This is a genomic window from Mucilaginibacter auburnensis (genome assembly GCF_002797815.1).
GTDB lineage: Bacteria > Bacteroidota > Bacteroidia > Sphingobacteriales > Sphingobacteriaceae > Mucilaginibacter > Mucilaginibacter auburnensis.
In genome coordinates this window covers 274,359-296,623 of sequence record NZ_PGFJ01000002.1, presented here as the reverse complement: position 1 = coordinate 296,623, position 22,265 = coordinate 274,359, and the positions used below count along the sequence as shown (strand labels likewise).

Below are 22,265 nucleotides of genomic sequence, written 5' to 3'. Positions count from 1 at the left end.
CTAAAAGTTAGGCAGGGTTTACATTAAAAGTATCAACACTATGGCAGCAGAAATCATCACCAAAGAAGACCTTGCCGAATTTGAAAACAGGCTGGTCGAAAGGATCAAAGGCATATTAGGGCAAGGGCGCGGGCAACCGCTTAAATGGCTGAGGAGCGCGCAGGTCCGCAAACTGCTCAACATCTCACCCAATACCCTGACCAGCCTGCGCATTAATGGCATCATCAAATTCACCCGCGTCGGCGGCATCATGTATTATAACCAGGAAGACATCAACAAAATGCTGGCCGGTAACCAATAGCTTATGAAACAATTAAACGCCTTGGCGCGCTTTATGATCAGGGCCGCCAAAAAAACAACGATGTTTTGCCGAGTCACATCAGCCTTTTTCTTGTCTTATTCTGGAGCTGGAAGCAACATCAATTCTGTGAAACCTTCCCTGTTTTTCGCAAAGAGCTGATGACACTGGCGCATATTCATTCCATCGCTACTTATCACAAGTGTATCAAAGACCTGATCGCGATGGGCGTGATCTACTACATCCCGTCTTATAATTATTATCAGGGCAGCCTCATCTATTTAACTTAATATGGAAAATCTTACTACAACTAACGATCAACAGATCGCCGAGAAAATCTATCTCATTCGCGGCATCAAAGTCATGCTCGATAAAGACCTCGCCGAAATGTACGGCACGATTCCCATCCGCCTGCGCCAGCAGGTCAAACGTAATACAGAGCGATTTCCCGAACACTTTATGTTTCAATTGATGGTGCAGGAGGCCGGTGCCATGGTATCACAAAATGTGATACCTTCCGCCTGGAAGAATGAAGCCTATGAACAGTTGGAAGGGCAGATCGCCAGTGCCAAGATCAGTCTGGCCCGGCTTTCATCTCCCCAGCTTTATTATGTGCTAAGCGGCAATGATTTTTCGCTGGATATCAATAATCCGAAAGCACCCAAAGTCGTTTGCCTGGCCAACAACACGCAGAAGTCACAGGTTTATGGCGCCGTATTATCGCTGTATGTCAATCGCATCAATAAGTTGGTGAATCGTAAACAACAGCAGAAATGCAGCCTGATCTTTGACGAGTTCCCAACCATTTATTTCAATGGGATTGACAACCTGATTGCGACGGCACGCTCCAATAAAGTGGCGGTCACGTTAGCGGTGCAAGACTACTCTCAATTAAAAAAAGACTATGGACGAGAGCAGGCAGAGGTCATCATGAACATCGTCGGTAATATCATTTACGGTCAGGTGACCGGCGATACCGCCAAGCAATTGTCGGAACGCTTTGGCAAGATCAACCAGCAAAAGAGAGCGTGTCCATCAATAGCAATGATACCTCGGTCAGCCGTTCTACACAACTGGACTATGCCATTCCCGCTTCAAAAATTGCAAGTTTGTCCTCCGGTGAATTTGTCGGTATGGTCGATGATGATCCGACCAACAAGATCGACCTGAAAACTTTTCACTGCCAGATACAGAATGACCATGCAGCCATTAGCCGGGAAGAAGCAGCTTACGAGGCGATACCTGAAATCCGAAAGAGCAGTTTACAAGAAATCAGCCAAAACTATCACCACATCAAAGCGGATATTGCCGGATTGATAGCAGAGAGGAACAGGCCCGCTGAGTAACGGGCCTGTTCAATTTTAGGCGTTAAAACCACCGTCAATGGTAACCCATGAACCGGTAATATATTTACTTTCTTCACTTGCCAGAAATGAAACGAGTCCGGCAATATCTTCGCCAGTACCATACCTTCCCAAAGCTGTTTTGCTGCGCAGAAAATCAGCAAATTCCGTGTTAGCGGGGTTCATGTCGGTGTCGATAGGACCGGGTTGTACCAAAGTAACGTTGATGCCTTTTGGGCCGAGATCTCTGGCCAGGCCCCGGGTAAGGCCATGCAAGGCAGATTTACTCATGGTGTACAATGTGGTTTGTGGGCCGATGGCATTATCACCCATGTTGCTGCCGATCGTAATGATACGACCACCTGATTTCAGATGCTTAACCGCTTCCAACGCTGCAACATAGACCGCTTTAACATTGACGGCCATGATCTCATCATAGTCTTCGATGGTATGTTCCGCGAAATCCTTGCCCACATAGATCCCGGCATTGTTCACCAGGATATCCAGTCCGTCAAATGAAGCAACGGCGGTGTTGACGGCGTCAATGACCGCTTTTGCCTGGGCGCTGTCGGCCTGTAACGCTAATGCCTTGCCGCCGGCAGCTTGAATTTCCGCAGCGAGGGCTTCCGCTTTCTCAGCGGAACGGGTATAAGTGAACGCAACGCTTGCGCCATCTGCCGCTAATTTGCGGACGATCGCGGCGCCGATTCCCCGGCTACCACCGGTAACCAAGGCCACTTTATTTGCTAATTTTTTCATGATTGTATGTTATTCTTTTAAATGACGCAGCAAATCTAATTCCTATACGCTACTTTTGTAAGTAATTCATCAATTGTTAGGTACTAACAAAAACGTAAGTAATGCGAAAACCAACCTCTACCAATGCTTTGAATGAAAAACTGATCACAGACAGTTGTGGCATGGCCAACGCTTTGCGTGTTTTAGGTGGCAGATGGAAACCTGCCATTTTGTGCAGGTTGCGTTACGGCACCATGCGTTACGGTGAGTTAAAGAAGTCTATCGAGGGGATTTCAGAACGCATGCTGGTGGCGCAGTTACGCGAACTGGAAAACGACGGGATCATCAAAAGAATGGTTTACCCGGAAGTGCCGCCGCGGGTGGAGTATAAACTGACCGATTTAGGCCTGACCATGCAACCGATGTTAATTGCGATGTCGGATTGGGGAAATTTGTACAGGGAGACAACAGAAAAGCAAATGGTAGAAATCTAAGCCATCAGAACAAACTGCTCTGGTCGCCATCCAGGCCCTGGAAAGTCCGTATAAGTCCAATCAAGTCCGAACCGTATTGACTGGCTTTCTGAGGCCCGACACCTTTGATTGCGCTCAAGGCCTTGATCGTCGCCGGTAATTTTTCAGCGATAGTTGCGGCAGTCTTTTCTGACAGCAGCATATTCGGCATGATCTTCTCCTGCGCGGCAGTTACCGCCCGCCAATCCAGTATCTGTTGGTAAAGTACTTCATTTACCGGCGCCGTTAAAGCGCGTAGGTAATCGCTCTTCTCGCTTTTCTGGTTTTGTAGTTTCAGGTAAGCCTCCGTGGTGAATTCTGCATTGGCGAAATATTCCAGCAGCGGTAAACGTCCGAGCAGCCAGTTTATAAGTTCATCGGCCTTTGCGGCGTTATCTTTAGATTGGGCGATGAAATCCGGGAGTTGCTGGTGCAGTTGCTCTGTCATCGCGGTCAGTTTGCTGTGAAAATAGGCCGCAGCTTTTTGAATTCTTACGTTGTCATAACCCGCCAATTGACCAGCTGAGCGCTTAGCGATATCGATTATTGTTGGCTGCAGATCAGGTACCATGTAGCTAAATTTTTCAGCCCTTTTTGCCAGTCCATTGAAATTGAAGAGGTCGCTCAATAAGAACCGACGGTAGTTTTCCTGATCATTCAAGAGTTGTTCGCGATCAGGCTGAAGCAGTCTAGCATGTTCATTAAAGCGGGCGACCGCCGGATCTCCGATGATATTCTCTGCAGCAATGGGATTGCGCAATATAATACCTGCAAGGCTCCGGCAACGGCTCAGTGCCACATAGGCCTGACCATGGGTAAATGCTTCGCTCACATCAATGATGGCTTTATCAAAAGTTAGCCCCTGGCTTTTATGAATGGTAATCGACCAGGCCAGTTTAAGCGGGATTTGGGCAAAGGTCCCGGCATTGGTTTCGCTCATTTCATCGCCTGCCATTTGGTATTTGACATTTGTCCATTCTAATGCCTGCACCTCGATCTCCTGGCTGCCGCTTCTTACGGTTACGGCATCAGTTGTAACTCCTGTTACCGTCCCCATCTTACCGTTATAATATCGCTTTTCAGCAGAGCTGTCATTCTTGACGAACATCACCTGCGCGCCGATCTTCAATAATAATGATTCATCAGTAGGGTAGGCATCCTTTGGGAAATCTCCTTTAATGGTCGCTTTATATTCCACTGATTCACCAGCCAAAGCCGTTATAAATTCGGTATTGATCTGCTGCGTGATCGTATTATGCGTAGTTAGCGTAATATAAGGATCATCCGCCGAAGGCTTAAATCCCGGTACGTAGTGTTCATTTAACAATGCAAGGCTATGTTCGCTAATGGTCTGGTTTCTCACCTCGTTCAAAATATCTACAAAAGCCTGTTCCTTTTGGCGGTAAACTTTATCCAGCTCGATTCGTACATAGGCCGCCTTTTGCAAAACCAGGCTGCTGAAAAAATAAGGTGTAGCATAATAGCGGCTCAATACCATCCATTCCTCATCGCGAATGATCGGGCTTAACTGCGAAAGGTCGCCGATCAGCAGTAACTGCACACCGCCAAATGGAAAGCTATTATCCTTGATATTGCGCAGGATCAGATCGACCTGGTCCAGCACATCCGGCCTGACCATACTGATCTCATCAATGATCAACAGTTCCAGGCTGCTAAGAAGCGCTTTTTTTTCATCACTATATGTCAGCTCGGGTTGTGCGATGCTGCCGGGAATAATCAATCCGAAAGGCAGCTGGAAAAGTGAGTGGATCGTCATCCCTCCGGCGTTAATCGCCGCAACACCTGTCGGAGCAACCACGGCCAGCTTCTTGTTTGATGTCTGCCGCAGGTTTTGTAAAAAGGTAGTTTTACCCGTTCCGGCTTTACCGGTCAGAAACACTAAGGTATTGGTACTTTCCAGGTAATCGGTGGCCAATTGCATGGCCGGGTTTGGCTCATTCATCTTACTTGCTCAGTTCAGCCAGTTTCTCAGCAACTGTTTGTAATAACGGCACATTCCCGGATGAAACATTTCCCAGCGCCCTGTAACTCCCTTCTTCATCCGGTTCGAACGTAAACGTTTCCTCACCGATCAGCACCATAAAACGATGCGTATAACCCCAACGCTCAAAACGGGCTTTAAAAGCATGTTCATTCACCTGTAAAACAAAAGGCTCGTTCATGCCGCTAAAATAGGATTTCCGAATAATTTCGCGGGTTCCTGTGGAAAGAAAGCGAAATCCCGCGGCACTTCCTTGACATAAAGCTCGGTATCCAGCAGCGTGGTAAAGAAGAAATCCATGGCCTGTTTGACCAGTGCCAATTCGATCACCGCCACTGTCTGAAAGACAAATATCCTTTGCGGCACGAAGCCTCCTTTTACCTGATATTGCGTCGCTAGGCAATAGGTCGTTCGGGAGGCAGAAACCTTTTTATCTTGTTCGAAAACCGCTATCCGGACCTTGTTTTCCAGATCGGTGATCTCCGTTCTTTTGCCTGCTGTCAATACCTGATATCTCATGTCATTCTTGTTATGTTTACAAATTTATGCTAAAAATATTAGCAAATGCAAATTAAACCAACTAATTTTGTGGCATGTTGCGATTGAAAAAACACCGGCAAAAAAGAGACGGCCGATGATGAGCGGATACACAGCAAGAACAAGCATGCGCGGATCGAGTCTTTGTTCACGGTGCCTTTGTGGCGCGAAAGGGTAGGACGTAAACATTGCGTCATCCGGATACAGGCTTATTTTGAGTACAAGATTCAGAACATCACTTATAAAGTGGAGCGGACCGACGGGAAGCCGTTTTACATCGCGGGGCTTTGGGAGCATTGGCTGGATATTAAAACCAATATTTTATTACCAACTTTCGTGATGATCACGGTACCACCCAATAGGGCTGCTGCGGAGATCCATGACCGGATGCCTGCCATTTTGGAACGTGAACACATCAAGCATTGGATCAACGCGCATTTGAACGGGCCGGAAAGGGTGGAGTACCTGCGCGGTAATCCCTGTCCGGCTGAAAAACTGAAAATAACGGTGCATAAAACAGGATGACGGAGCAATTGGCGTTGTTTGGTGAGGCGGGACAAAGCAGGGGTTTGCCTACTGATTTTCTGGAATATTTCACGGGTTTATTCAGCCCGGAGGAGGGTAATGATTTCTTCAAAAGTTCATCGCAACTGCACCCTGGAAGCAGACCAAACTAAAAATGTATGATAAAGAAGTGCTGACCCCGCGGCTGACCGCTTGGTATGGCGACCGGGGAACGGATTATTCCCATCCCGGCCGGATCACCAACCCTACACCCTGGACGCCTGCGTTATTGGCGATCAAAGCGAAGGTGGAACCATTAGCGGGTGTTAAGTTTAACAGTGTGTTGTTGAACTATTACCGGGATGGAACGACTCGGTCTCCTGGCACAGCGATAACGAAAGCATTCTCGGCAAGCGCATGGTTATCGCCTCAGTAAGCTTCGGTCAGGTGCGCAGTTTTGATATCCGCAATAAAGCCAATCATCAGGAGCATTACTCGGTTAAACTGGCATGGCTCATTTTTGCTGTTGAAGTCCGGTTTGCAGGAGCAATGGGAGCACCGGATCGCTAAATCGACCAAGCCCATGCGGCCAGGGGTCAACCTGACCTTTAGGTTAGTTATTTAAAGCAACCAACAAATGAGCCGTACAGGCTATTAATTTGAGCCGTGGAGAACAATGGGAGGATGATCACCCGACTATCTTTGGGTCATGAAAAACATCACACTCGGCCATAAAGGCCCGCAGGTCTCCAAACTGGGTTTGGGCTGCATGCGCATGTCATCGGTATGGGGCGGACCCACACCCGATGAACAGGAAAGCATCGCTACCATACAGGCGGCGCTCGATCAGGGCATCAATTTTTTTAATACCGGCGACTTTTACGGTGCCGGACATAATGAACTGCTGGTTGGCAAAGCGGTTAAAGGCAGAAGGGAGGATGCTTTTATCAGCGTCAAGTTCGGCGCGATCTTCCACAACGGCGAATGGCTGGGTCTTGATCTGCGGCCGCTTGCTATTAAGAACTTTATCAATTATTCGCTGACCCGTTTGGGCACCGATTATATCGACTTGTACCAACCCTGTCGTATGGATGGCAGCGTAGCGTTAGAAGACATTATCGGCACAGTGGCAGATCTCATCAAAGAAGGCAAAGTACGTTACCTGGGCGTCTCGGAAATTACCGCAGACCAATTACGACAAGCACACGCAGTTCACCGGGTATCTGCATTAGAGATCGGTTATTCCCTGGCAGACCGACAAATTGAAGCTGACCTTTTACCGGCTGCCAAAGAGCTGGGAATCGGAGTGATCGCTTTTGCCAATACCGCTGAAGGGTTATTGACCGGCGACATGAAAGCCCCCTTGCCCGCCGGTAGCTACCACGCGCACTTCTCCCGCTTCCAGGGCGATAACCTGATCAAAAACCTGGAAAAGGTGGAAGTATTGAAACAGATTGCTGCCGATAAGCAGGTAACGCCGACACAGGTGGCCATTGCCTGGGTGAATACCCAGGATAAACACATTATGCCGCTGGTGAGTATGAGCCGCCGCGCGCGCCTGCCGGAAAACATCGCCGCTATGGAATTGGAACTGAGCGCGGCTGAAATGAACTTGTTAAATACTACATTTGCACCGGGCGCTATCTTAGGCAGCACCTATTTGCAGCGTTAATGACCAATCCAGCAGAAATATTACCCGGCGTGATCTTTTATTCCTACCTGTCTTCGCAGCGAAAGGACAAGGTCTGCTTTTGGGCCAACCATGCTTTGGTGCTCATGGTCTCCGGCCGTTTAGGCCTGGAGACCTCCGGTCAAAGCCTGGTTACCGGTGCCGGTGACGTCCTGCTGATCAGTAAGAACCAGTTAGGTACCCTGACCAAGACGCCCCTGGACATCCAGCCTTACGAAAGCATCGTCATTTCCTTACAGGAAGAGCTGCTGCGCAGGATCGCGCTGGAAGAACGTCTCCTGTCGGAACAAAAATACCAGGGGCCGCTCAATATACAACTTCCCCCCAATGCCTATTTGCAGGGCTTCTTCCAATCCATCATGCCTTACGCGCGTACGAGTGCCGAGCCGCTCAGTGAAGAAATGGGTATCCTTAAAGTAAAGGAAGCGGTCAAACTCTTACTGCATATCCAGCCTGGTTTAAAAAATTTACTGTTCGATTTCTCGCATCCCCACAAGATCGACCTTGAACATTTTATGGTGCAAAACTACCATTACAACATCCCCGTCGAACGCTTTGCCCAGCTTACCGGCCGCAGCCTGGCCGCCTTCAAACGCGACTTCCACAAGCTATTCGGCCAGCCACCGCGCCGCTGGCTGCAGGAAAAACGCCTCGGCGAGGCCCGTCACCTCATCGAACAGCAGCGTAAGAGACCGACGGACATTTACCTTGACCTTGGTTTTGAAAGCCTCTCGCATTTTTCGCGTTCATACCGGCTGCAATTTGGTCACACACCGACCGCCATTACGACCTGATCAGTTAAAGCTTGCGCGAAACGCCAGCGGCGATAATTTTGTTTTATTTTTGAAGAGCTTATTGAACGATTGCGGGTGCTCGAAGCCCAGATGGTAAGCAACCTCGCTCACCTGCAGGGTGGTCATGCTCAACAGCTCTTTTGCTTTTTCAATGAGCCGTGCCTGAATATGTCGCTGGGCCGTTTGGCCCGTCAGGCTGCGCAGCATATCGCTCAGGTAGTCTGCCTATAAATTTAATTCAGCGGCGATAGCCTGCACCGAGGGCAAGCCTTGGGTTGATCAAAGTAAGTATCCAGCAGGTGCTACATACGGATCAGTAATTCATCATTGGCGACCTTACGCGTCGTAAACTGCCGGGCATAGAAACGACTACCGTACCGCAGCAACAATTCGATCTGCGTAATCATAACGTCGCGGCTGAAACCATCGATCGCGCTTTGGTATTCCCGCTCAATACTATTAAAGATCCCTTCGATCACGGCTTCCTCGCTTTCTGATAAGTGAAGGGCCTCATGCAATTCATAAGAAAAGAAATGGAAGCCCTTGGCATTAAAACCAAAACCCCGGGCTGAGCGACCGGGGTTTTGCTATCAATTGATGGGAATTCCCTTAATATCGCGCAATACGGGCACCATATTCAGCGCTTCACGGATCAGTTTGATCCTGCCGTTTTCAGCAACGACCCGGCCCATGTAATGCTGGGCGTAATCCTTACCGTTGGCGGCGATCTTCGCAGTAGCTTCGTATTCGCCAAATGCTTGTTCCGGGGTGTCGATATGGATCCGGATGTTCCTGAACTGAAAGCCCGGAAAGGTCTTAGGCAGATTACTTAAAAATTGGTACAATACTTCACGGCCTTCCCAGCGGGCGGGCAGCCCAATGCTGGCCAGGTAGGGTAATTCAAATACCGCATCGTCAGCGAACAGTTCGATCTGGAAATCAGGATTACCGATATTTTCAAGGTAAGCCAGTAATAATTCTTTTGCTGTTTTCATGGTTATGGATAATTAAGCGGTGTAAGCGGCCAGCCATTTTTCTTTGATAGCGGCGCGGGCATCAATGAATTCTTTGTCAGTGCCCAGGGCAATGGCATCGAGCGGCATGCGTAAAGGGCGGGTGCCTTTGGGCATATTCACCAGTTCCAGGATGCCATCGGCGATGGTTTGCGGGTCCATTTGGAATTGTTCCATTTTACCGAACAATGCGGCTCCCAGGGCATTAAACCGTTCAGTGGCGGCATTTCCATATTCGGCAACGATCTCCGGTTTGTCGGCATGGACGCCGGCTTTCGACCCGTTATTCATTTCGGTCGGGTAAACGCCGGGCTGGATGCTGACGTTTTCAATGCCGAAGTCCATCAGTTCGCCCTGCGCGCCTTCGGTGATGCTTTCCACTACGAATTTGGAGGCAAAGTAAGGAATCATAAATGGCAGGGTATGGCCGCTGGCGCCCGATGTGATATTGATGATGAGGCCGTTCTTTTCTTTACGCATAGCCGGTAGAACGGCCATATACGTACGCAAAACGCCATATACATTCACCTCGAACATATTTCGGATCTGGTTGAGCGAATAGCCTTCCATCAAACCGAATCCGCTAACTGCGGCATTGTTCACCAGCACGTCGATCTTGCCGTACTTGTGCAATACTTGCTGAATAGCTTTGTTAACAGAATCATCGCTGGTGATATCGATCTCCGCGACTTCGATGTTAGGTATGGCTTCCAGTTCCTGCGCAACGGCGGCATTTTTAGTAGTTGTATTGCGCATCCCCGCAATGACCGAGTGGCCAGCCTTAGCTAAAGTGATGGCGTTTAGTTTGCCGAAACCGGTGCTGGTGCCGGTGATAAAAATTGTTTTTGACATGGTTTCTTATTTTAATGTATTGTTATTGTTGTTTGAACAATACAAAGTTTCGGCAAAGGCGCAACCTGCACATTGATATAAAATAAGAAAGCAATTGATATAGATCAATCAGGATTTACGGGCGGTCTGGGTACGGATACGGCTGAGGGTCTCCGGGGTCATGCCCAAATAGGAAGCGATCATGTTTTGGGGAATAAGAAGGGCGAAGTCGGGGTATTTTTTAACGAAGCGGAGGTGTTTTTCTTCAGCGGTCTGGCTTAGTGAGGCATTAATACGGCTTTGCTGGCTGACGAAGCTTTTGTTCAAAATATCCTCGATCATCTGTTTAAAAGCAGGAATGGTCCGGCAAAGCACTTCGAAGTTGCTATTGGTGAATAGTACCAGTTCACTATCCTCGATGGCATCGATATTAAAACGGCTGGGTTCGCCCGATAGCAGACTTTCCCGGTCACCGCTCCACCAGTTCTCGATACTGAAGCCGATGATGTGTTCATTTCCTTTTTCATCGATGGAGTAAGTACGCAGACAACCAGAGGTCACGAAAGCGTGGTATTTCCAGACATCGCCTTCCTGCAGCAGGTACTGCCGTTTACGGAGTTTTTTGATCACCGCGACGGAACGCACCTGTTCCATTTCGGCACCGGTAAGTGTCGCCCTGCTTTTAATGTAGCGCTGGAAGGTCTCGTACATGCCGCCAAGATAGACAAACCGGATGATTTATAAGGCCAAAACTTTATACCGGTTAAGGTAAGCAGGAATGGGTCGTTATTCTTTTAGTTAAATTTACTACCTTTAGCGTAAACTATGGAAAACGTCTACGGCATAAACCTGATCCCGCCTAATGATGCCGAGCGCGTAGCCGCCCTGCAACATTACCGGATACTGAATTCCCACCGGGAACGGGCTTTCGACAGTATTTGTGACCTGGCCTGCGAATTGTTTTCCTGTCCGATCAGCCATATTTCGTTTCTGAGCGCCGATAAGGAGTTTGTCAAAGCGGGTATTGGCATCGGCGACATTACCGAAGTGAGCCGCGGACTCGGTTTTTGCGCTTTGTCCATACTGGAAGAGAAGCTGCTGATCGTTGAAGATACCCATCAGCACCCGCTGTTTGCCCGGCACCCCTTTGTGACCGGTGAACTCTTTATCCGTTTTTATGCCGGCGCGCCGGTCATCACACCTGACGGTTATGTCATTGGAACCCTTTGCCTGATTGATACGCAACCCCGGACGCTGAGTGAAAAGGAACAACAGGTCCTGCAGAAAATGGCGCAGCTGGTCATGGAGCAGACCGAACTGCGTTACCATAATTTGCAATTGCTGCAGCAAAAAGACGAATTCATTCCCATTGCCAGTCACGAAATGCGCACACCTTTAACGGCGCTCAAGACGGCGGTTGACATCCTTGAAAAACAGCAAAAGGCCGGCAAAACGGATAGCAGCGGACGCATGACCGCCCAGGCCTATCGCAGTACCCAGAAACTGGCTCATTTGGTCAACGACCTCTTTGATGCCAGCCGTCTGTCGGAACGAAAGTTCACGCTTCGAAAAGGGCTGTTCGATCTGAACCGCCTGGTGCAGAACTGTTGCGGATTTGCGGAGTCAGCAGGTAAGCATAAATTAGTCGTAGAAGGGGAAACCAATTTGGAGCTGACCGGTGACGAAGAGAAGATCGAACAGGTTTTGACCAATCTGGTGGAAAATGCGATGAAATATTCACCGGGTACCCCGACGATCACGCTGCGCATTGAAAAGCTGCCGGCATTTGTCAAAGTGAGCGTGGCGGACGAGGGGCCGGGTATCCCGACGGAACTGTTATCCCACATCTTTCGCAAATTCTTCCGCCCGGAAAGCAGCCACAGCCAAACCGGGCTGGGGCTTGGCTTGTATATCTGCGCGGAGATCGTCAAGGCGCATGGCGGGGAGATCGGCGTCGAGAGTGAACCCGGCAAGGGCGCGACGTTTTGGTTCACCTTGCCGCTATAAAAACTGAAACATTATTAAATAAATGAACTTAAGAAAAGAGGAAAGCACCGAAGCATTTCTTTCGGGTGGCGGCGAAATGGGTAAACTGATCCGTTCACTGGACTGGTCACAAACGGCATTGGGCCCAATTGCAGAATGGCCGCAAAGTCTTCGTACCTCGATCAGCCTTTGTTTGTCCTCTACTTTTCCCATCCTGATCGCCTGGGGGCCGGAAACCATACAGATCTACAATGACAGTTACCGGCCGATCTGCGGGGCCAAACACCCCGAATCCATGGGCATGAACTTTCGCATTTGCTGGGAAACGGCGCTCTCCGTCGTAGGCGATGCATTCACCCGCGGCCAGCATGGCGAGGGTACGTATATCAATGACCAGCGGATGTTCCTGGACCGTTACGGCTACCTGGAAGAATCCTGGATGACCTTTTCCTTTGCACCCATCCGCGATGAAACCGGCAATGTGGGTGGCATTTTTCACCCGATTACAGAAACAACGGTTAAAATGCTGAGCGGCCGCCGTACACAAACCTTACGTGACCTGGGCGCAGCGATCAACAAAGCCAAAACGGTGGAAGACATCGGCCGTTTGACCGAAGGCCGTTATGCCGACTTTAACCTTGACCTGCCATTCCTGCTTTTTTACCAGTATAACGAGGGTAAGGCTTCCCTCATCAGCGCCTCCGGATTGACTCCCGGAATACCGATAGTGCCCACAGAGATCATAATTATAGCTGACGAAAGCTGGCCGCTGGCGGGTAGCCTGGCATCTGGCGAGATGGAAGTGATCACCGGCCTGGCCGAACGCTTTGGCGACTTTAGTTGTGCACCTTACGATATAGCACCGCATACAGCTGTCATCCTGCCACTCAAGTTATCCGGGCAGGAAGAACCTTACGGCTTTATGATCGCCGGGGTCAGCGCCTGCCGTGCGCTGGATCAGGATTACCTGAACTTTTATGACCAACTTGCCAATACCTATAATACGGCGATTTCTAATGTCTATGCCTATGAACAAGAACAAAAGCGTGCTGAAGCCTTAGCCGCCATAGACCGCTCAAAAACCGCGTTCTTCAGCAATGTCAGTCATGAGTTCCGGACGCCGCTGACCTTGATGCTGGGCCCGCTGGAGGATATGCTCGGCCGGGACAAGCTGCCCGCCGATCTGAAAGCGCCACTGGACGCTACGCATCGTAACGCGCTGCGCCTGCTGAAGCTGGTTAACAACCTACTCGATTACAGCCGGGTGGAGGCCGGACGCGCACAGGCCGCCTATCAGCCGGTCGATCTGGCGGAACTAACGGCCGACCTGGCCAGCAGCTTCCGTTCGATCATTGAAAAAGCCGGCATGGAACTGATCGTACACACCCAACCCCTGATCCAGACCGCTTATGTCGACAAACAGATGTGGGAAAAGATCGTGCTCAATCTATTATCCAATGCTTTTAAATATACGCTGAAAGGCACCATCGGTGTTCGCCTGAAACAGCAGGGTAACGCCGCAGTACTGGAAGTTCAGGACACCGGCGTGGGCATTCCCGAAAAGGAACTGCCGTATATGTTCGAGCGTTTTCACCGGGTGGAAAATACCGCCGGTCGCACGCATGAGGGCACGGGTATCGGTTTGTCGCTGGTGCATGAACTGGTGCATTTACATGGCGGCGAAATCTCCGTAGCCAGTATGGAGGGTGGAGGTAGCACCTTTACGATAAAGATCCCCGTCGGCAAAGCGCATTTGCCGCAGGAGCATGTGCTGGATAGCGCTAAAGAGACCGATTCGACCGCGTTGAAGGGCGCGTTTATCCAGGAGGCCTTCAGTTTGTTACAGGAAGAAACACAGGCGACCCACTCGGAAAGCGCGCAGGCGACCGGCGACATCAGCACGCATCAGGATTTTTCGGTGACGAAGGACACCCGATTGCTGGTCGTAGATGACAATACAGATATGCGGGCTTACCTGAACCGCTTACTGGAACCTTATTTTACGGTGATCACAGCAAACAACGGCGCGGATGCCCTGCAAAAGATCCATGAGCTTAAGCCGGACCTGGTGCTGAGCGACATCATGATGCCGGTCATGGACGGCAAGGCCATGCTGGAGATCCTGCGTAAAGCGCCGGAAACCATGCGCTTGCCGGTGATCTTTTTATCTGCACGTGCCGGTGAGGAAGCGCGCATAGATGGCCTGGAAGCGGGAGCGGATGATTACCTGGTCAAACCGTTCTCAGCGGCTGAATTATTGACCAAGGTCAGGGCACAGATTAAGATCAGTAAGACCCGTTCACATGCCGAACAGCAGTTACGGGATCTGTTAACTGAAGCGCCGGTGGCGATAGCGATCTACCGAACCCCATGGCACCTGATCGAATTCGCCAACAAGCGGATGCTGGAATATTGGGGCATTGACAGTAGCGCTTCATTTAACCGTCCGCTTTTAGAAGTGGTACCAGAATTAAAAGCGCAGGGATTTGGCGATATAATGGATCACATTTACCGGACCGGTGAGCGATTTGTAACCAGTGAGATACCCGTTGTCCTGACCAAAGGTGGCAAGACAGCGACCACCTATATTCACTTAACCGTTGAAGCATTAAGGAATGAAGACGGGCAGATCACGGGCATGATGGCCGTGGCCGCGGACGTCACTGACCAGGTCGCTGCGCGACATGAGCTGGAGAAAGTGACGGACACGCTTAAACTCTCGCTGGAAGCCGCCAATCTGGGTACCTGGCGAAGCGACTGGGGGACAGACAATCTCATCGTTTCGGACATTACGCGCAAAATTCATGGCCTTCCTTTAGCAACGGAACTTTCTTTCAGGGAAACGTTGAACGTTATCATACCAGAGCACCGCGACCGCTTCGTGCAAGCCGTCGAACAGGCGGTATTCACCAAAGGCCGCTTTAGTGAAAATTACCAGATACAACCTTACAACGGAAGTAAACGGAAATGGCTGAATTCCACCGGTAAGGTCGAGTTGGATGCCAACGGAGAGGTAACCGGAGTGATCGGTACCATTCTGGATATAACGGAATCGAAAGAGGACGAACTGCGAAAAAATGATTTCATAGGAATGGTGAGCCATGAGATGAAAACTCCCTTAACCTCGCTGAGTGGTTACGCACAGATGCTGGCCCGGCACGCCGGAAAAAGGTCGGACGATTTTGTGCGGGATAAATCGGAAAAGATCAGTAACCAGATAAAAAAAATGACAACGATGATCAACGGCTTCCTGAATGTGTCCAGACTGGAATCAGGCAAGATCGCGTTACAGAAAAGTCACTTTGAGCTGAATGAATTGATCTGCGAGATCATCGAAGAAACGGAAATGACCAGCAGTACTCATCAAATGCTGTTTACACCGGCTGATCCGGTAGCGCTTAATGCCGACCGTGAGAAAATTGGTACCGTGCTATCCAACTTATTAAGTAATGCGGTAAAATACTCACCCAAGGGTAAAGAGATCAATGTGAGGACAACGGCATTTAAAGGCCACCTTGCGGTGAGTATTAAAGACGAAGGAATGGGTATTAACACGGATGACCTGGAGAAATTATTCGATCGTTATTATCGCGTCGAAAACCAGGATACACAGCATATAGCGGGTTTCGGCATCGGGTTATACCTGTGTGCTGAGATTATTGAACGTCATGGTGGTCGCCTTTGGGCAGAAAGCGAAATTGGCACGGGTTCTATCTTTCATTTTTCACTTCCGCTCGACCTTGGAAATTAAGGTGCCGACAGGCCTTGCATTGAGTTCGATTCAGGCCGACGCATGATGGTTGCTGCCGTAGCCAGGTCGAGTACCGAGTATTTGATAGTTGCCATTGTTCAAAGGTAAAGCCCCCGCGTGTTGTACAACTGTAAGGGCAGTTTCCTTATTAAAACATATTCTGAAAGTATGCATATATTTACGTATAAAATATAAACTGATGCAAACAGAGAAAGCGATATTGGCCGGCGGTTGTTTTTGGGGCGTGGAAGAACTGATCCGCCAGGTACCGGGCGTAACCTCAACTATAGTCGGTTATACAGGCGGCGACGTTCCGAATGCGACTTACCGCAACCATGGTACACATGCCGAAGGCATAGCCATTACTTTTGATCCTGAAAAAATTACTTACCGGCATTTACTTGAGTATTTTTTTAAGATCCATGACCCTACGACAAGGAACCGGCAGGGCAACGATATCGGGACTTCTTATCGTTCCGCTATTTTCTACCTGGACGAAAATCAGCATCAAACAGCTTTGCAACTGATTGAGGAGATGGACGCCTCAGGTATTTGGCCCGGTAAGATCGTCACAGAAGTAAGTCCGGCAGGAGATTTTTGGGATGCTGAGGAAGATCATCAGGATTATTTGCAGAAGAACCCATATGGTTATACCTGCCATTTTGAAAGGCCAAACTGGAAGCTGGTTTAGCGAAAAATGAGCTGGACCTGCCCAAAATGTGACCGTGAATTGCCCTGGAAAGATTACCGGCATTATTGCGCACGTATAGAACTGGATACTTTGTTTACGGGGCGGTCGCCGGAACTGGTGCTCGTCTTTGATAAGATCCTGGCAGAAGTAGCGGATTGGGAGGGTGTGCTGATCGGGGTGACACCCAACTGCATCGTTTTCACAAGGCGCCGTGCTTTTCTGATCATCCGGCCGATGAAAAAGGAGCTGGACATCAAATTCTATTCGGCGGTGGAGCACCGGGACAAGCCGTTCACCAAGAGCTTGGCTGTTGGGAACAAATTTGAAAACCATATCCGCATCAATACCCTGGATCAGCTAAAACCGGGCATATTTCAATATTTTCGGGAATCATTTTATCTTAGAAGCGACGCTGACATTGTACGATTTTAACAGTTTGGACGATAACGGAAAAGCCGAGGCGGTTTGGTCGGGGATTTTTCTGGCGGACCGATTTGACGAGGCGCATACCATTCAGCTCTACGCGGTCAGTAATTTTTATGTGGAGGTCTTTTACGATTAGATGGAAAACCGCATTGTAGCTTTTCGATCTTTCAACACTAAGAACGCGTTGGCGCCGTACCTGGCACAGATCAAATTCAAGCTGACTAAAGCTGCTTTTGTATCTCAAATAAGCCCTCCATGTGAAGGAAGGGCTTATTCAATCAGACGCTCATTTTCTTACCCCTGGACTTTTTTTTTGACTCCTCCTGGGTTTGTGTTTCCGCCTTCTTTTGCTCCTGTTTCGCTTCCGGCTTTTTGTAGTGCTTCAGTTGCTGCGGCTCGCCCTTGTAGTTCGTGATGTTCACCCGGTGCTCGGCCGGGTTGGCCTCTAAGAAGAGCTTAACCGTCTTACTGTCGCGTATCGCTTCGACCTGGTGGCGGTTACCTTTTTCAAGCGACTTCATCAGCTTGTCGCGGGCGCCTTCTTCGCCGATACCAACAATATCCATTTTGTCAATGGCGCGCTCGGGCTTGTAATTCCAGCCCTCGGAAAATGTATTGAGCTTGTGATTGCCGTTCTCGGTTTTGTTGTCCTTATCAAGCGTAATCCAGGCTTTGTATTTTCACCATCCTTGTTTTCCAGCTCTTTGTGCACGGCGCGACCGTCCATCAGGTTATAGGCTTCTTTGGCGGTGATGCCGCTGCCCTTATTGATATAAAAGGTCTGCTGCATGTCTTTTTCCCGCAGGGAGGCATCGTACTTGTTAAAGAAGTACATCTCGTTCTGGTCGCCCATCTTGAAATGCAGCGTGTAATCGACGCTTTGTTTGGAGTACTCGTTGGTGGCGGCGAGTGTAAACTCGGGCGTTTTGGCCTTGATCTGTTTTTCCAGAGCTTCGTTCATTTGCTCGCCGAAGCCTAAGTTCAGCAGCTGTTTTTGCAGGTAACCTAAATTTTCTGTGTTCATGATTTTGTATTTAAATAGTTAATTGTTTGTTAGCGGGTCAGGGGGCGCTGAGTCTGCCAGGGATCGATCGCGGAACAAAATCTTAAAACCAATTTCGTATTGAAAACAGAAGAAGCCATCCGGAAACGGAATACCGAAGCGAAGTTATTTTAAGGTATAAGTACGCCGCAATAGCTGTGGACTTCAGACCTAAACAATTGCATCCAGGTAATTGTTACCAATGGGATGAATGCGCAATGAAGCAACTTTTTAGCCCGTTTTTCCTGTTCGCCGCGATCCTAATGATCCCATTGCTGATATTGGGCATGGGCAATGGCAGCAAACTATTGCGTATCTATGTTACGCACCCTGAAAAATACGAGATCACCAAAGGCATACTGTTGAGCAACGATCATCGCAAGTATCACAACAATGCGACCTATCAATTCAGCTACCAAGGCAACACCTTGGAAGGAAGTGACGGCAGCATCCTCTGGGAATCGGTGGGCAAAGCGGTCACTATTTATGTGGAGAAAAACAACACCGGAAACAACGGAATAGTTGGTGAGTTGATCTTTTTAACCCTTGGCCAATGGCTGCTGTTTATTGGGTTGGGCACTTATGTACGCTTAAAAATTATCAGAAATGCCCGGACACCGTAAATACTGTACCGAAGATTTTGTGCTGACAAAAGTCATGACGCGGCCACCGGCATTTATTTATCTAGCCGCGCTTGCCGCCTTTATGGTGGCCGGTTGTTTTTATGTGTTTGTTATCCGGGCGCTCTTTTTCAGAGGCGGCCTGGGGCTTGCAGTCGGTATTATGATCCTGGTCATGATGCTGATCCTCAAAACGCAGGAAAGGGCAGTGACGATTTACCTGGATGAAAAGTCCCTGTTCCTGAACGGTACGCGCTACCTCCAGCAGCAGATCGAAAGTTTGGTGACTTATGATCCGGAGCGCCGGGGCCCTGTTCGAACGGATCTGCGTATCCGGTTAAAGAACGGAACCAACATTTATATAACGGATACCCGCCTCTTTGGCAGCACTGACCAGGAACAAAGACTGTTGCTGCAAAAGCTGGTCAAAGCTATGATAAAGCGACTTGATCTGGAGCTCCTTGCAACCAGCCACGGGAGCACGCGTATGATCTATATCCCTAAATCTCCGACTATCCTATGAAATATTGTATGCTACTCGTTTGCCTCATCTTTTCAGGCAGTCGGTACGCTCAACAAGCCAAGGCTTATGAATTGCTGCATTACGTTTCTGAAAGCGACGGGCAAACATTTTTGTTGGCTTATGCCGATGGTTACCCTGCAGCCAGCAGTATTAAAATAAAACGGTCGTTTCGGATCACAGCTATCTTTCAACCGGTCAATGGCACAGCAGATGACGATGGCGACCTGATCTTCACCGCTTCAAAAAACAAGCAGGGCGGGCAGATTATATTGCATGGCGTGGACCAAAACTACACGGCGCCTGCAGTTTTAAAGGCTACTTATGCGCTAAAGGGATGGAGGTTACGATTGATATTTAAAAAGAGTAAAGTGCAATAATAAGTTGAACAAAAACTGATTTGAACGGTGTAAAATCAGATGATTTCCAGTTCTGTTTTTCCCTTTGGTAGGTAAAAGGAAAACTCCAGACTCATTTCTTCTTGGGTTTGGGTGTTGACCAATTTTATGGCAGCTTCACCGTTGGGTTTGACCAGCGATGCTAACTTGCCGTTACCGGATATTTTAATAACAGCGTCTGATGGCATAGGTAACAATTTAAAGCCAGCCCCCAAGTCCCGGGTTAAGCTATTAATTCTAGCTTCTGTTTCCTCCTTGTTTAAATACATCGTTACCCCAACAACGCGCTCACGGTTAGCAATTAGCTTTTGCAATTTTTCCATCTCTTTATTAGCAATAATCCTGGCTAATTGTTGGTAAGCTCCCTGCAATTTGTCTTTTAAGTTAGTCATACTTTTTAGGTCAGCGCCGTCCTGGTAGCTTTTAATGGTATAGGGTACATCAGCTACAAAAAAAGCACTTTGGGTAAGCAAGGGTGTCTTTTTTGAGGGGTCAACTTTAGCAATGGCATATTCTCCCGGAAGTTGCTCTTTAAACTCCAGTTGGTTTAAGGCATCAAAAACCTTGATGTTGTAGCTGAATTCGGCGCTTGGATGTAGCGCCTTTTCACCATCAAGCGGATACACTTTTACAACGATTGCTTGTTTGCCACTTTTTGAAATTGCAGCGTTGATGGGAATGAATGATGAAGTTTGCCCGGCAACGCTCATGTTGAACACTATGATATCATTAACCGAAACTTCAAACCTGCAAAATGCCGCTTTAAAATCTAATTGGTAATAGGGTTGGTTTGTGTTGTAGTCTGCCTTTTTTTGAATGGCAATGGGAGTAGGATCTGAGGCCATGTTGTTTTTCGAGTTACATCCGCTGTAAATAAACAGGACCGTAAGTAACAGCAATAGGTTTTTTTTCATTTGTTATTAATTGAGCGTTTCGCCATGCAAGTACTGATCGGCTTATTTTAAAATATTTGCTTTATACTGTTCTATATCACAGCCTCCCATATCTATATTTCCCGTAGTGGGATCCCAATAGCATGTTTTAGAAAGACGCGTGTTGTCAACCACAATCAGCGATCTGTAATCAGGGTTGAAAAAAATAAAACGGTGCTGATTTTTCAGGTTCCAGTACAGGCCATTGTCTGTATTTGGGTTCTTTGTACCAGGGCCGTATAATTTTACCAATTGCGTTAAGATTGCTGATTGTAGCTCAGGTTTTTTTAACCTGATACGGTAGGCGTATATCACACTATCTGCCTGGTATTTATTTAGCAATTTTTTCAGATCGGCTGAATTTTTTATATGCTCCTGATTTATCGTTGCACCTCCCTGGTAAAGCAGGGTATCCTTTCTGATCTTGTCTGACCGTAACTGAAAGGTAATATTAGCGCTATCGATTTTAACGCCGTTAAAAGCAAAAGAATTTGACTCCGTAGCCTGCAAGGCAAATGACATGGGCGCATCAAAATTGTCAATACCTCCTACATATACATCATCATAGCTAATCAAATTTGCTGCTTGCTCTTTAAAAGTTATTTTAGCCAGATCAGTTCTCGGTTTCTCTTTGCAGGAGAATAGCAAAAAGATCAGGGCTAAAACAGCGGATATGTTTACTTTTATATTCATCGGTTATGTTTTTTAATGATTTTCAAAACTTCAGCAGTTGAGGGGTTAAGGTTATCAATTACACCAAGGTCTTTTAATCTTAGGTTTACAGATAAATGCGTTTCAAGATCCTTGCCGGTCTCGTATATGTCTTCTTCCCATTTCAGCACTGAACGGTTAGGTATATCATAGGTAATATAGCGGTTGGTTATTTGCCGGCTTTCTATATTATAATATCCATGGCTTCGCGCAGTTTTATTGCCATTATATTTTACCTTTTTTCCAAAGCGCACCTCCTTGGCGCTATAGGCATTTACTGAATCCAGCAGACCACGGTTATTATAGTAGTATTTCGCGGTCCACGTGTCTGTTATATCTGCCTGGCTGCGTTGGGTAGCTATGCTTGCACCACTAATCCGCTTATCAAAATGCGGGGTGTAATTGACTAAATACAGGAGGTCCGAAATAGGGTAATCGCCAATGGCATCAGCAAGCAGTTCAACAAGGGTCCTGATGGAATGTCCGCTGTAAACTTCCTTTTTAAAGCGAGAATAATATGCCGGAAAAAGCACGTAACGATCAGTACTGTTAATCACTACGGTATGTGAGTTATCGTTAAATGCTACCTCTAAGCTATCTTTCATTTGTTGGTTAGGCAATAGAGGCTGGCGGTAAAGAAACAAACCCTTCGAGCCTTCACTAATCCGGTAAGCATTTGCCTCTGATATTACACCTTCTTCGATAGTGTATACAGCAATTTGATCGCCGACAGTGTTTTTGCAATACAAAACTTGGCTGGTGTCAGAACTTTTATCTTGATGTGTAATTTTAGTGAACAAGGTGCCGTGAACAGCATTTGTGTTTTGAGCCCAACATAAAGCTGAATATAAAACGAAAATAAATGACAAGTAAAATCCGGCCATAGCTTAGTCAATAACTAAATATTTAACTGATAGTTTTATGTT

Annotated in this window: 28 protein-coding genes and 2 pseudogenes; 16 read left to right on the top strand and 14 right to left on the bottom strand. The window is 48.1% G+C overall.

Annotated features, from left to right (window positions below):
* The first annotated feature begins 40 nt into the window (after positions 1-40).
* From CLV57_RS11920 to CLV57_RS11915, 3 genes and pseudogenes are all read left to right on the top strand, one after another.
* On the top strand, positions 41-301 hold the full coding sequence (locus tag CLV57_RS11920; protein ID WP_100341636.1) for a helix-turn-helix domain-containing protein: 261 nt from the start codon (positions 41-43) through the stop codon (positions 299-301).
* Positions 302-459: 158 nt separating this feature from the next.
* Positions 460-588 (top strand): hypothetical protein, encoded by a 129-nt coding sequence (locus CLV57_RS18705; protein ID WP_262497429.1) that lies wholly within the window; start codon positions 460-462, stop codon positions 586-588.
* Positions 584-1,644, top strand: a pseudogene (locus CLV57_RS11915) (ORF6N domain-containing protein); the annotation flags it as partial. The gene CLV57_RS18705 and the pseudogene CLV57_RS11915, both read left to right, overlap by 5 nt.
* Positions 1,645-1,659: 15 nt before the next feature.
* On the opposite strand, the gene CLV57_RS11910 reads toward CLV57_RS11915, so the two are convergent.
* Entirely contained in the window at positions 1,660-2,400 is a 741-nt protein-coding gene (locus CLV57_RS11910) for an SDR family NAD(P)-dependent oxidoreductase (protein ID WP_100341635.1), read from the bottom strand.
* Between the two features lie 101 nt (positions 2,401-2,501).
* Here CLV57_RS11910 and CLV57_RS11905 point away from each other — a divergent pair, with 101 nt between their 5' ends.
* Positions 2,502-2,873, top strand: a complete 372-nt coding sequence (locus CLV57_RS11905) for a winged helix-turn-helix transcriptional regulator (protein ID WP_100341634.1) — start codon at positions 2,502-2,504, stop codon at positions 2,871-2,873.
* A 4-nt stretch (positions 2,874-2,877) separates the two neighbouring features.
* On the opposite strand, the gene CLV57_RS11900 is transcribed toward CLV57_RS11905, so the two are convergent.
* Genes CLV57_RS11900 through CLV57_RS11890 form a run of 3 tightly spaced genes read right to left on the bottom strand, consistent with a single transcriptional unit; the run spans position 2,878 to position 5,412 of the window.
* Positions 2,878-4,854 (bottom strand): HRDC domain-containing protein, encoded by a 1,977-nt coding sequence (locus CLV57_RS11900; protein ID WP_100341633.1) that lies wholly within the window; start codon positions 4,852-4,854, stop codon positions 2,878-2,880.
* A 1-nt stretch (position 4,855) separates the two neighbouring features.
* Positions 4,856-5,074: a hypothetical protein gene (locus CLV57_RS11895; protein WP_100341632.1), complete on the bottom strand. Its 219-nt coding sequence runs from the start codon at positions 5,072-5,074 to the stop codon at positions 4,856-4,858.
* Entirely contained in the window at positions 5,071-5,412 is a 342-nt protein-coding gene (locus CLV57_RS11890) for a hypothetical protein (RefSeq protein WP_100341631.1), read from the bottom strand. The genes CLV57_RS11895 and CLV57_RS11890 overlap by 4 nt, the downstream gene beginning before the upstream one ends.
* 123 nt (positions 5,413-5,535) lie before the next feature.
* Between CLV57_RS11890 and CLV57_RS11885 the strand changes: the two are divergent.
* The 5 genes and pseudogenes from CLV57_RS11885 to CLV57_RS11870 all read left to right on the top strand — a co-directional run.
* Positions 5,536-5,955 (top strand): annotated as a pseudogene (locus CLV57_RS11885) (SOS response-associated peptidase family protein); the annotation flags it as partial.
* Positions 5,952-6,107, top strand: coding sequence for a hypothetical protein (locus CLV57_RS18630; protein WP_245857023.1), 156 nt, complete (start codon positions 5,952-5,954; stop codon positions 6,105-6,107). The pseudogene CLV57_RS11885 and the gene CLV57_RS18630, both read left to right, overlap by 4 nt.
* A 244-nt stretch (positions 6,108-6,351) precedes the next feature.
* On the top strand, positions 6,352-6,504 hold the full coding sequence (locus CLV57_RS18625) for a hypothetical protein (RefSeq protein WP_245857020.1): 153 nt from the start codon (positions 6,352-6,354) through the stop codon (positions 6,502-6,504).
* 139 nt (positions 6,505-6,643) lie between these two features.
* The gene (locus tag CLV57_RS11875) at positions 6,644-7,606 is read left to right on the top strand and encodes an aldo/keto reductase (protein WP_100341629.1); all 963 of its coding nucleotides are present in this window, start codon (positions 6,644-6,646) and stop codon (positions 7,604-7,606) included.
* A complete protein-coding gene (locus tag CLV57_RS11870) occupies positions 7,606-8,418 on the top strand; it encodes a helix-turn-helix transcriptional regulator (RefSeq protein WP_100341628.1) in 813 nt (270 codons plus the stop codon). Before CLV57_RS11875 ends, CLV57_RS11870 begins: the two co-directional genes overlap by 1 nt.
* Here the strand turns inward: CLV57_RS11870 and CLV57_RS18620 are convergent, their stop codons facing one another.
* From CLV57_RS18620 to CLV57_RS11850, 5 genes are all read right to left on the bottom strand, one after another.
* Positions 8,419-8,625: a helix-turn-helix transcriptional regulator gene (locus CLV57_RS18620; RefSeq protein ID WP_245857017.1), complete on the bottom strand. Its 207-nt coding sequence runs from the start codon at positions 8,623-8,625 to the stop codon at positions 8,419-8,421.
* 95 nt (positions 8,626-8,720) lie between these two features.
* Positions 8,721-8,897 carry a hypothetical protein gene (locus CLV57_RS18615; protein WP_245857014.1) on the bottom strand — a complete coding sequence of 59 codons (177 nt, stop codon included), beginning with the start codon at positions 8,895-8,897 and terminating at the stop codon, positions 8,721-8,723.
* Between the two features lie 111 nt (positions 8,898-9,008).
* A complete protein-coding gene (locus CLV57_RS11860) occupies positions 9,009-9,413 on the bottom strand; it encodes a nuclear transport factor 2 family protein (protein WP_100341627.1) in 405 nt (134 codons plus the stop codon).
* A gap of 12 nt (positions 9,414-9,425) precedes the next feature.
* Positions 9,426-10,283: an SDR family oxidoreductase gene (locus CLV57_RS11855; RefSeq protein WP_100341626.1), complete on the bottom strand. Its 858-nt coding sequence runs from the start codon at positions 10,281-10,283 to the stop codon at positions 9,426-9,428.
* 108 nt (positions 10,284-10,391) lie between these two features.
* Positions 10,392-10,973 carry a Crp/Fnr family transcriptional regulator gene (locus tag CLV57_RS11850; protein WP_100341625.1) on the bottom strand — a complete coding sequence of 194 codons (582 nt, stop codon included), beginning with the start codon at positions 10,971-10,973 and terminating at the stop codon, positions 10,392-10,394.
* A gap of 114 nt (positions 10,974-11,087) precedes the next feature.
* Here CLV57_RS11850 and CLV57_RS11845 point away from each other — a divergent pair, with 114 nt between their 5' ends.
* The 4 genes from CLV57_RS11845 to CLV57_RS11830 all read left to right on the top strand — a co-directional run bounded on the left by CLV57_RS11845 (position 11,088) and on the right by CLV57_RS11830 (position 17,122).
* On the top strand, positions 11,088-12,269 hold the full coding sequence (locus tag CLV57_RS11845; protein ID WP_100341624.1) for a GAF domain-containing sensor histidine kinase: 1,182 nt from the start codon (positions 11,088-11,090) through the stop codon (positions 12,267-12,269).
* 22 nt (positions 12,270-12,291) lie between these two features.
* On the top strand, positions 12,292-15,999 hold the full coding sequence (locus CLV57_RS11840) for an ATP-binding protein (protein WP_100341623.1): 3,708 nt from the start codon (positions 12,292-12,294) through the stop codon (positions 15,997-15,999).
* Positions 16,000-16,198: 199 nt separating this feature from the next.
* Positions 16,199-16,690, top strand: coding sequence for a peptide-methionine (S)-S-oxide reductase MsrA (gene msrA / locus CLV57_RS11835; RefSeq protein WP_100341622.1), 492 nt, complete (start codon positions 16,199-16,201; stop codon positions 16,688-16,690).
* 6 nt (positions 16,691-16,696) lie between these two features.
* Entirely contained in the window at positions 16,697-17,122 is a 426-nt protein-coding gene (locus CLV57_RS11830; protein WP_100341621.1) for a DUF5655 domain-containing protein, read from the top strand.
* 272 nt (positions 17,123-17,394) lie between these two features.
* Here the strand turns inward: CLV57_RS11830 and CLV57_RS11825 are convergent, their stop codons facing one another.
* Together CLV57_RS11825 and CLV57_RS11820 are read right to left on the bottom strand one after the other, a co-directional pair.
* Entirely contained in the window at positions 17,395-17,682 is a 288-nt protein-coding gene (locus tag CLV57_RS11825; RefSeq protein ID WP_157799147.1) for a hypothetical protein, read from the bottom strand.
* Positions 17,637-18,140 carry a hypothetical protein gene (locus CLV57_RS11820; protein ID WP_100341619.1) on the bottom strand — a complete coding sequence of 168 codons (504 nt, stop codon included), beginning with the start codon at positions 18,138-18,140 and terminating at the stop codon, positions 17,637-17,639. Before CLV57_RS11820 ends, CLV57_RS11825 begins: the two co-directional genes overlap by 46 nt.
* Positions 18,141-18,376: 236 nt before the next feature.
* Between CLV57_RS11820 and CLV57_RS11815 the strand changes: the two genes are divergently transcribed.
* From CLV57_RS11815 to CLV57_RS11805, 3 genes are read left to right on the top strand one after another with little or no spacing between them, the layout of a single operon-like run.
* Positions 18,377-18,781 carry a hypothetical protein gene (locus tag CLV57_RS11815; protein ID WP_157799146.1) on the top strand — a complete coding sequence of 135 codons (405 nt, stop codon included), beginning with the start codon at positions 18,377-18,379 and terminating at the stop codon, positions 18,779-18,781.
* Positions 18,765-19,301, top strand: a complete 537-nt coding sequence (locus tag CLV57_RS11810; protein WP_157799145.1) for a hypothetical protein — start codon at positions 18,765-18,767, stop codon at positions 19,299-19,301. The genes CLV57_RS11815 and CLV57_RS11810 overlap by 17 nt, the downstream gene beginning before the upstream one ends.
* Before the next feature lie 8 nt (positions 19,302-19,309).
* Positions 19,310-19,678 (top strand): hypothetical protein, encoded by a 369-nt coding sequence (locus CLV57_RS11805; RefSeq protein WP_157799144.1) that lies wholly within the window; start codon positions 19,310-19,312, stop codon positions 19,676-19,678.
* A gap of 35 nt (positions 19,679-19,713) precedes the next feature.
* Here the strand turns inward: CLV57_RS11805 and CLV57_RS11800 are convergent, their stop codons facing one another.
* Genes CLV57_RS11800 through CLV57_RS11790 form a run of 3 tightly spaced genes read right to left on the bottom strand, consistent with a single transcriptional unit; the run spans position 19,714 to position 21,944 of the window.
* On the bottom strand, positions 19,714-20,610 hold the full coding sequence (locus CLV57_RS11800) for a hypothetical protein (protein WP_157799143.1): 897 nt from the start codon (positions 20,608-20,610) through the stop codon (positions 19,714-19,716).
* Between the two features lie 42 nt (positions 20,611-20,652).
* Positions 20,653-21,321, bottom strand: a complete 669-nt coding sequence (locus CLV57_RS11795) for a hypothetical protein (protein WP_100341614.1) — start codon at positions 21,319-21,321, stop codon at positions 20,653-20,655.
* A complete protein-coding gene (locus tag CLV57_RS11790) occupies positions 21,318-21,944 on the bottom strand; it encodes a hypothetical protein (RefSeq protein ID WP_157799142.1) in 627 nt (208 codons plus the stop codon). The genes CLV57_RS11795 and CLV57_RS11790 overlap by 4 nt, the downstream gene beginning before the upstream one ends.
* Between the last annotated feature and the right edge of the window lie 321 nt (positions 21,945-22,265).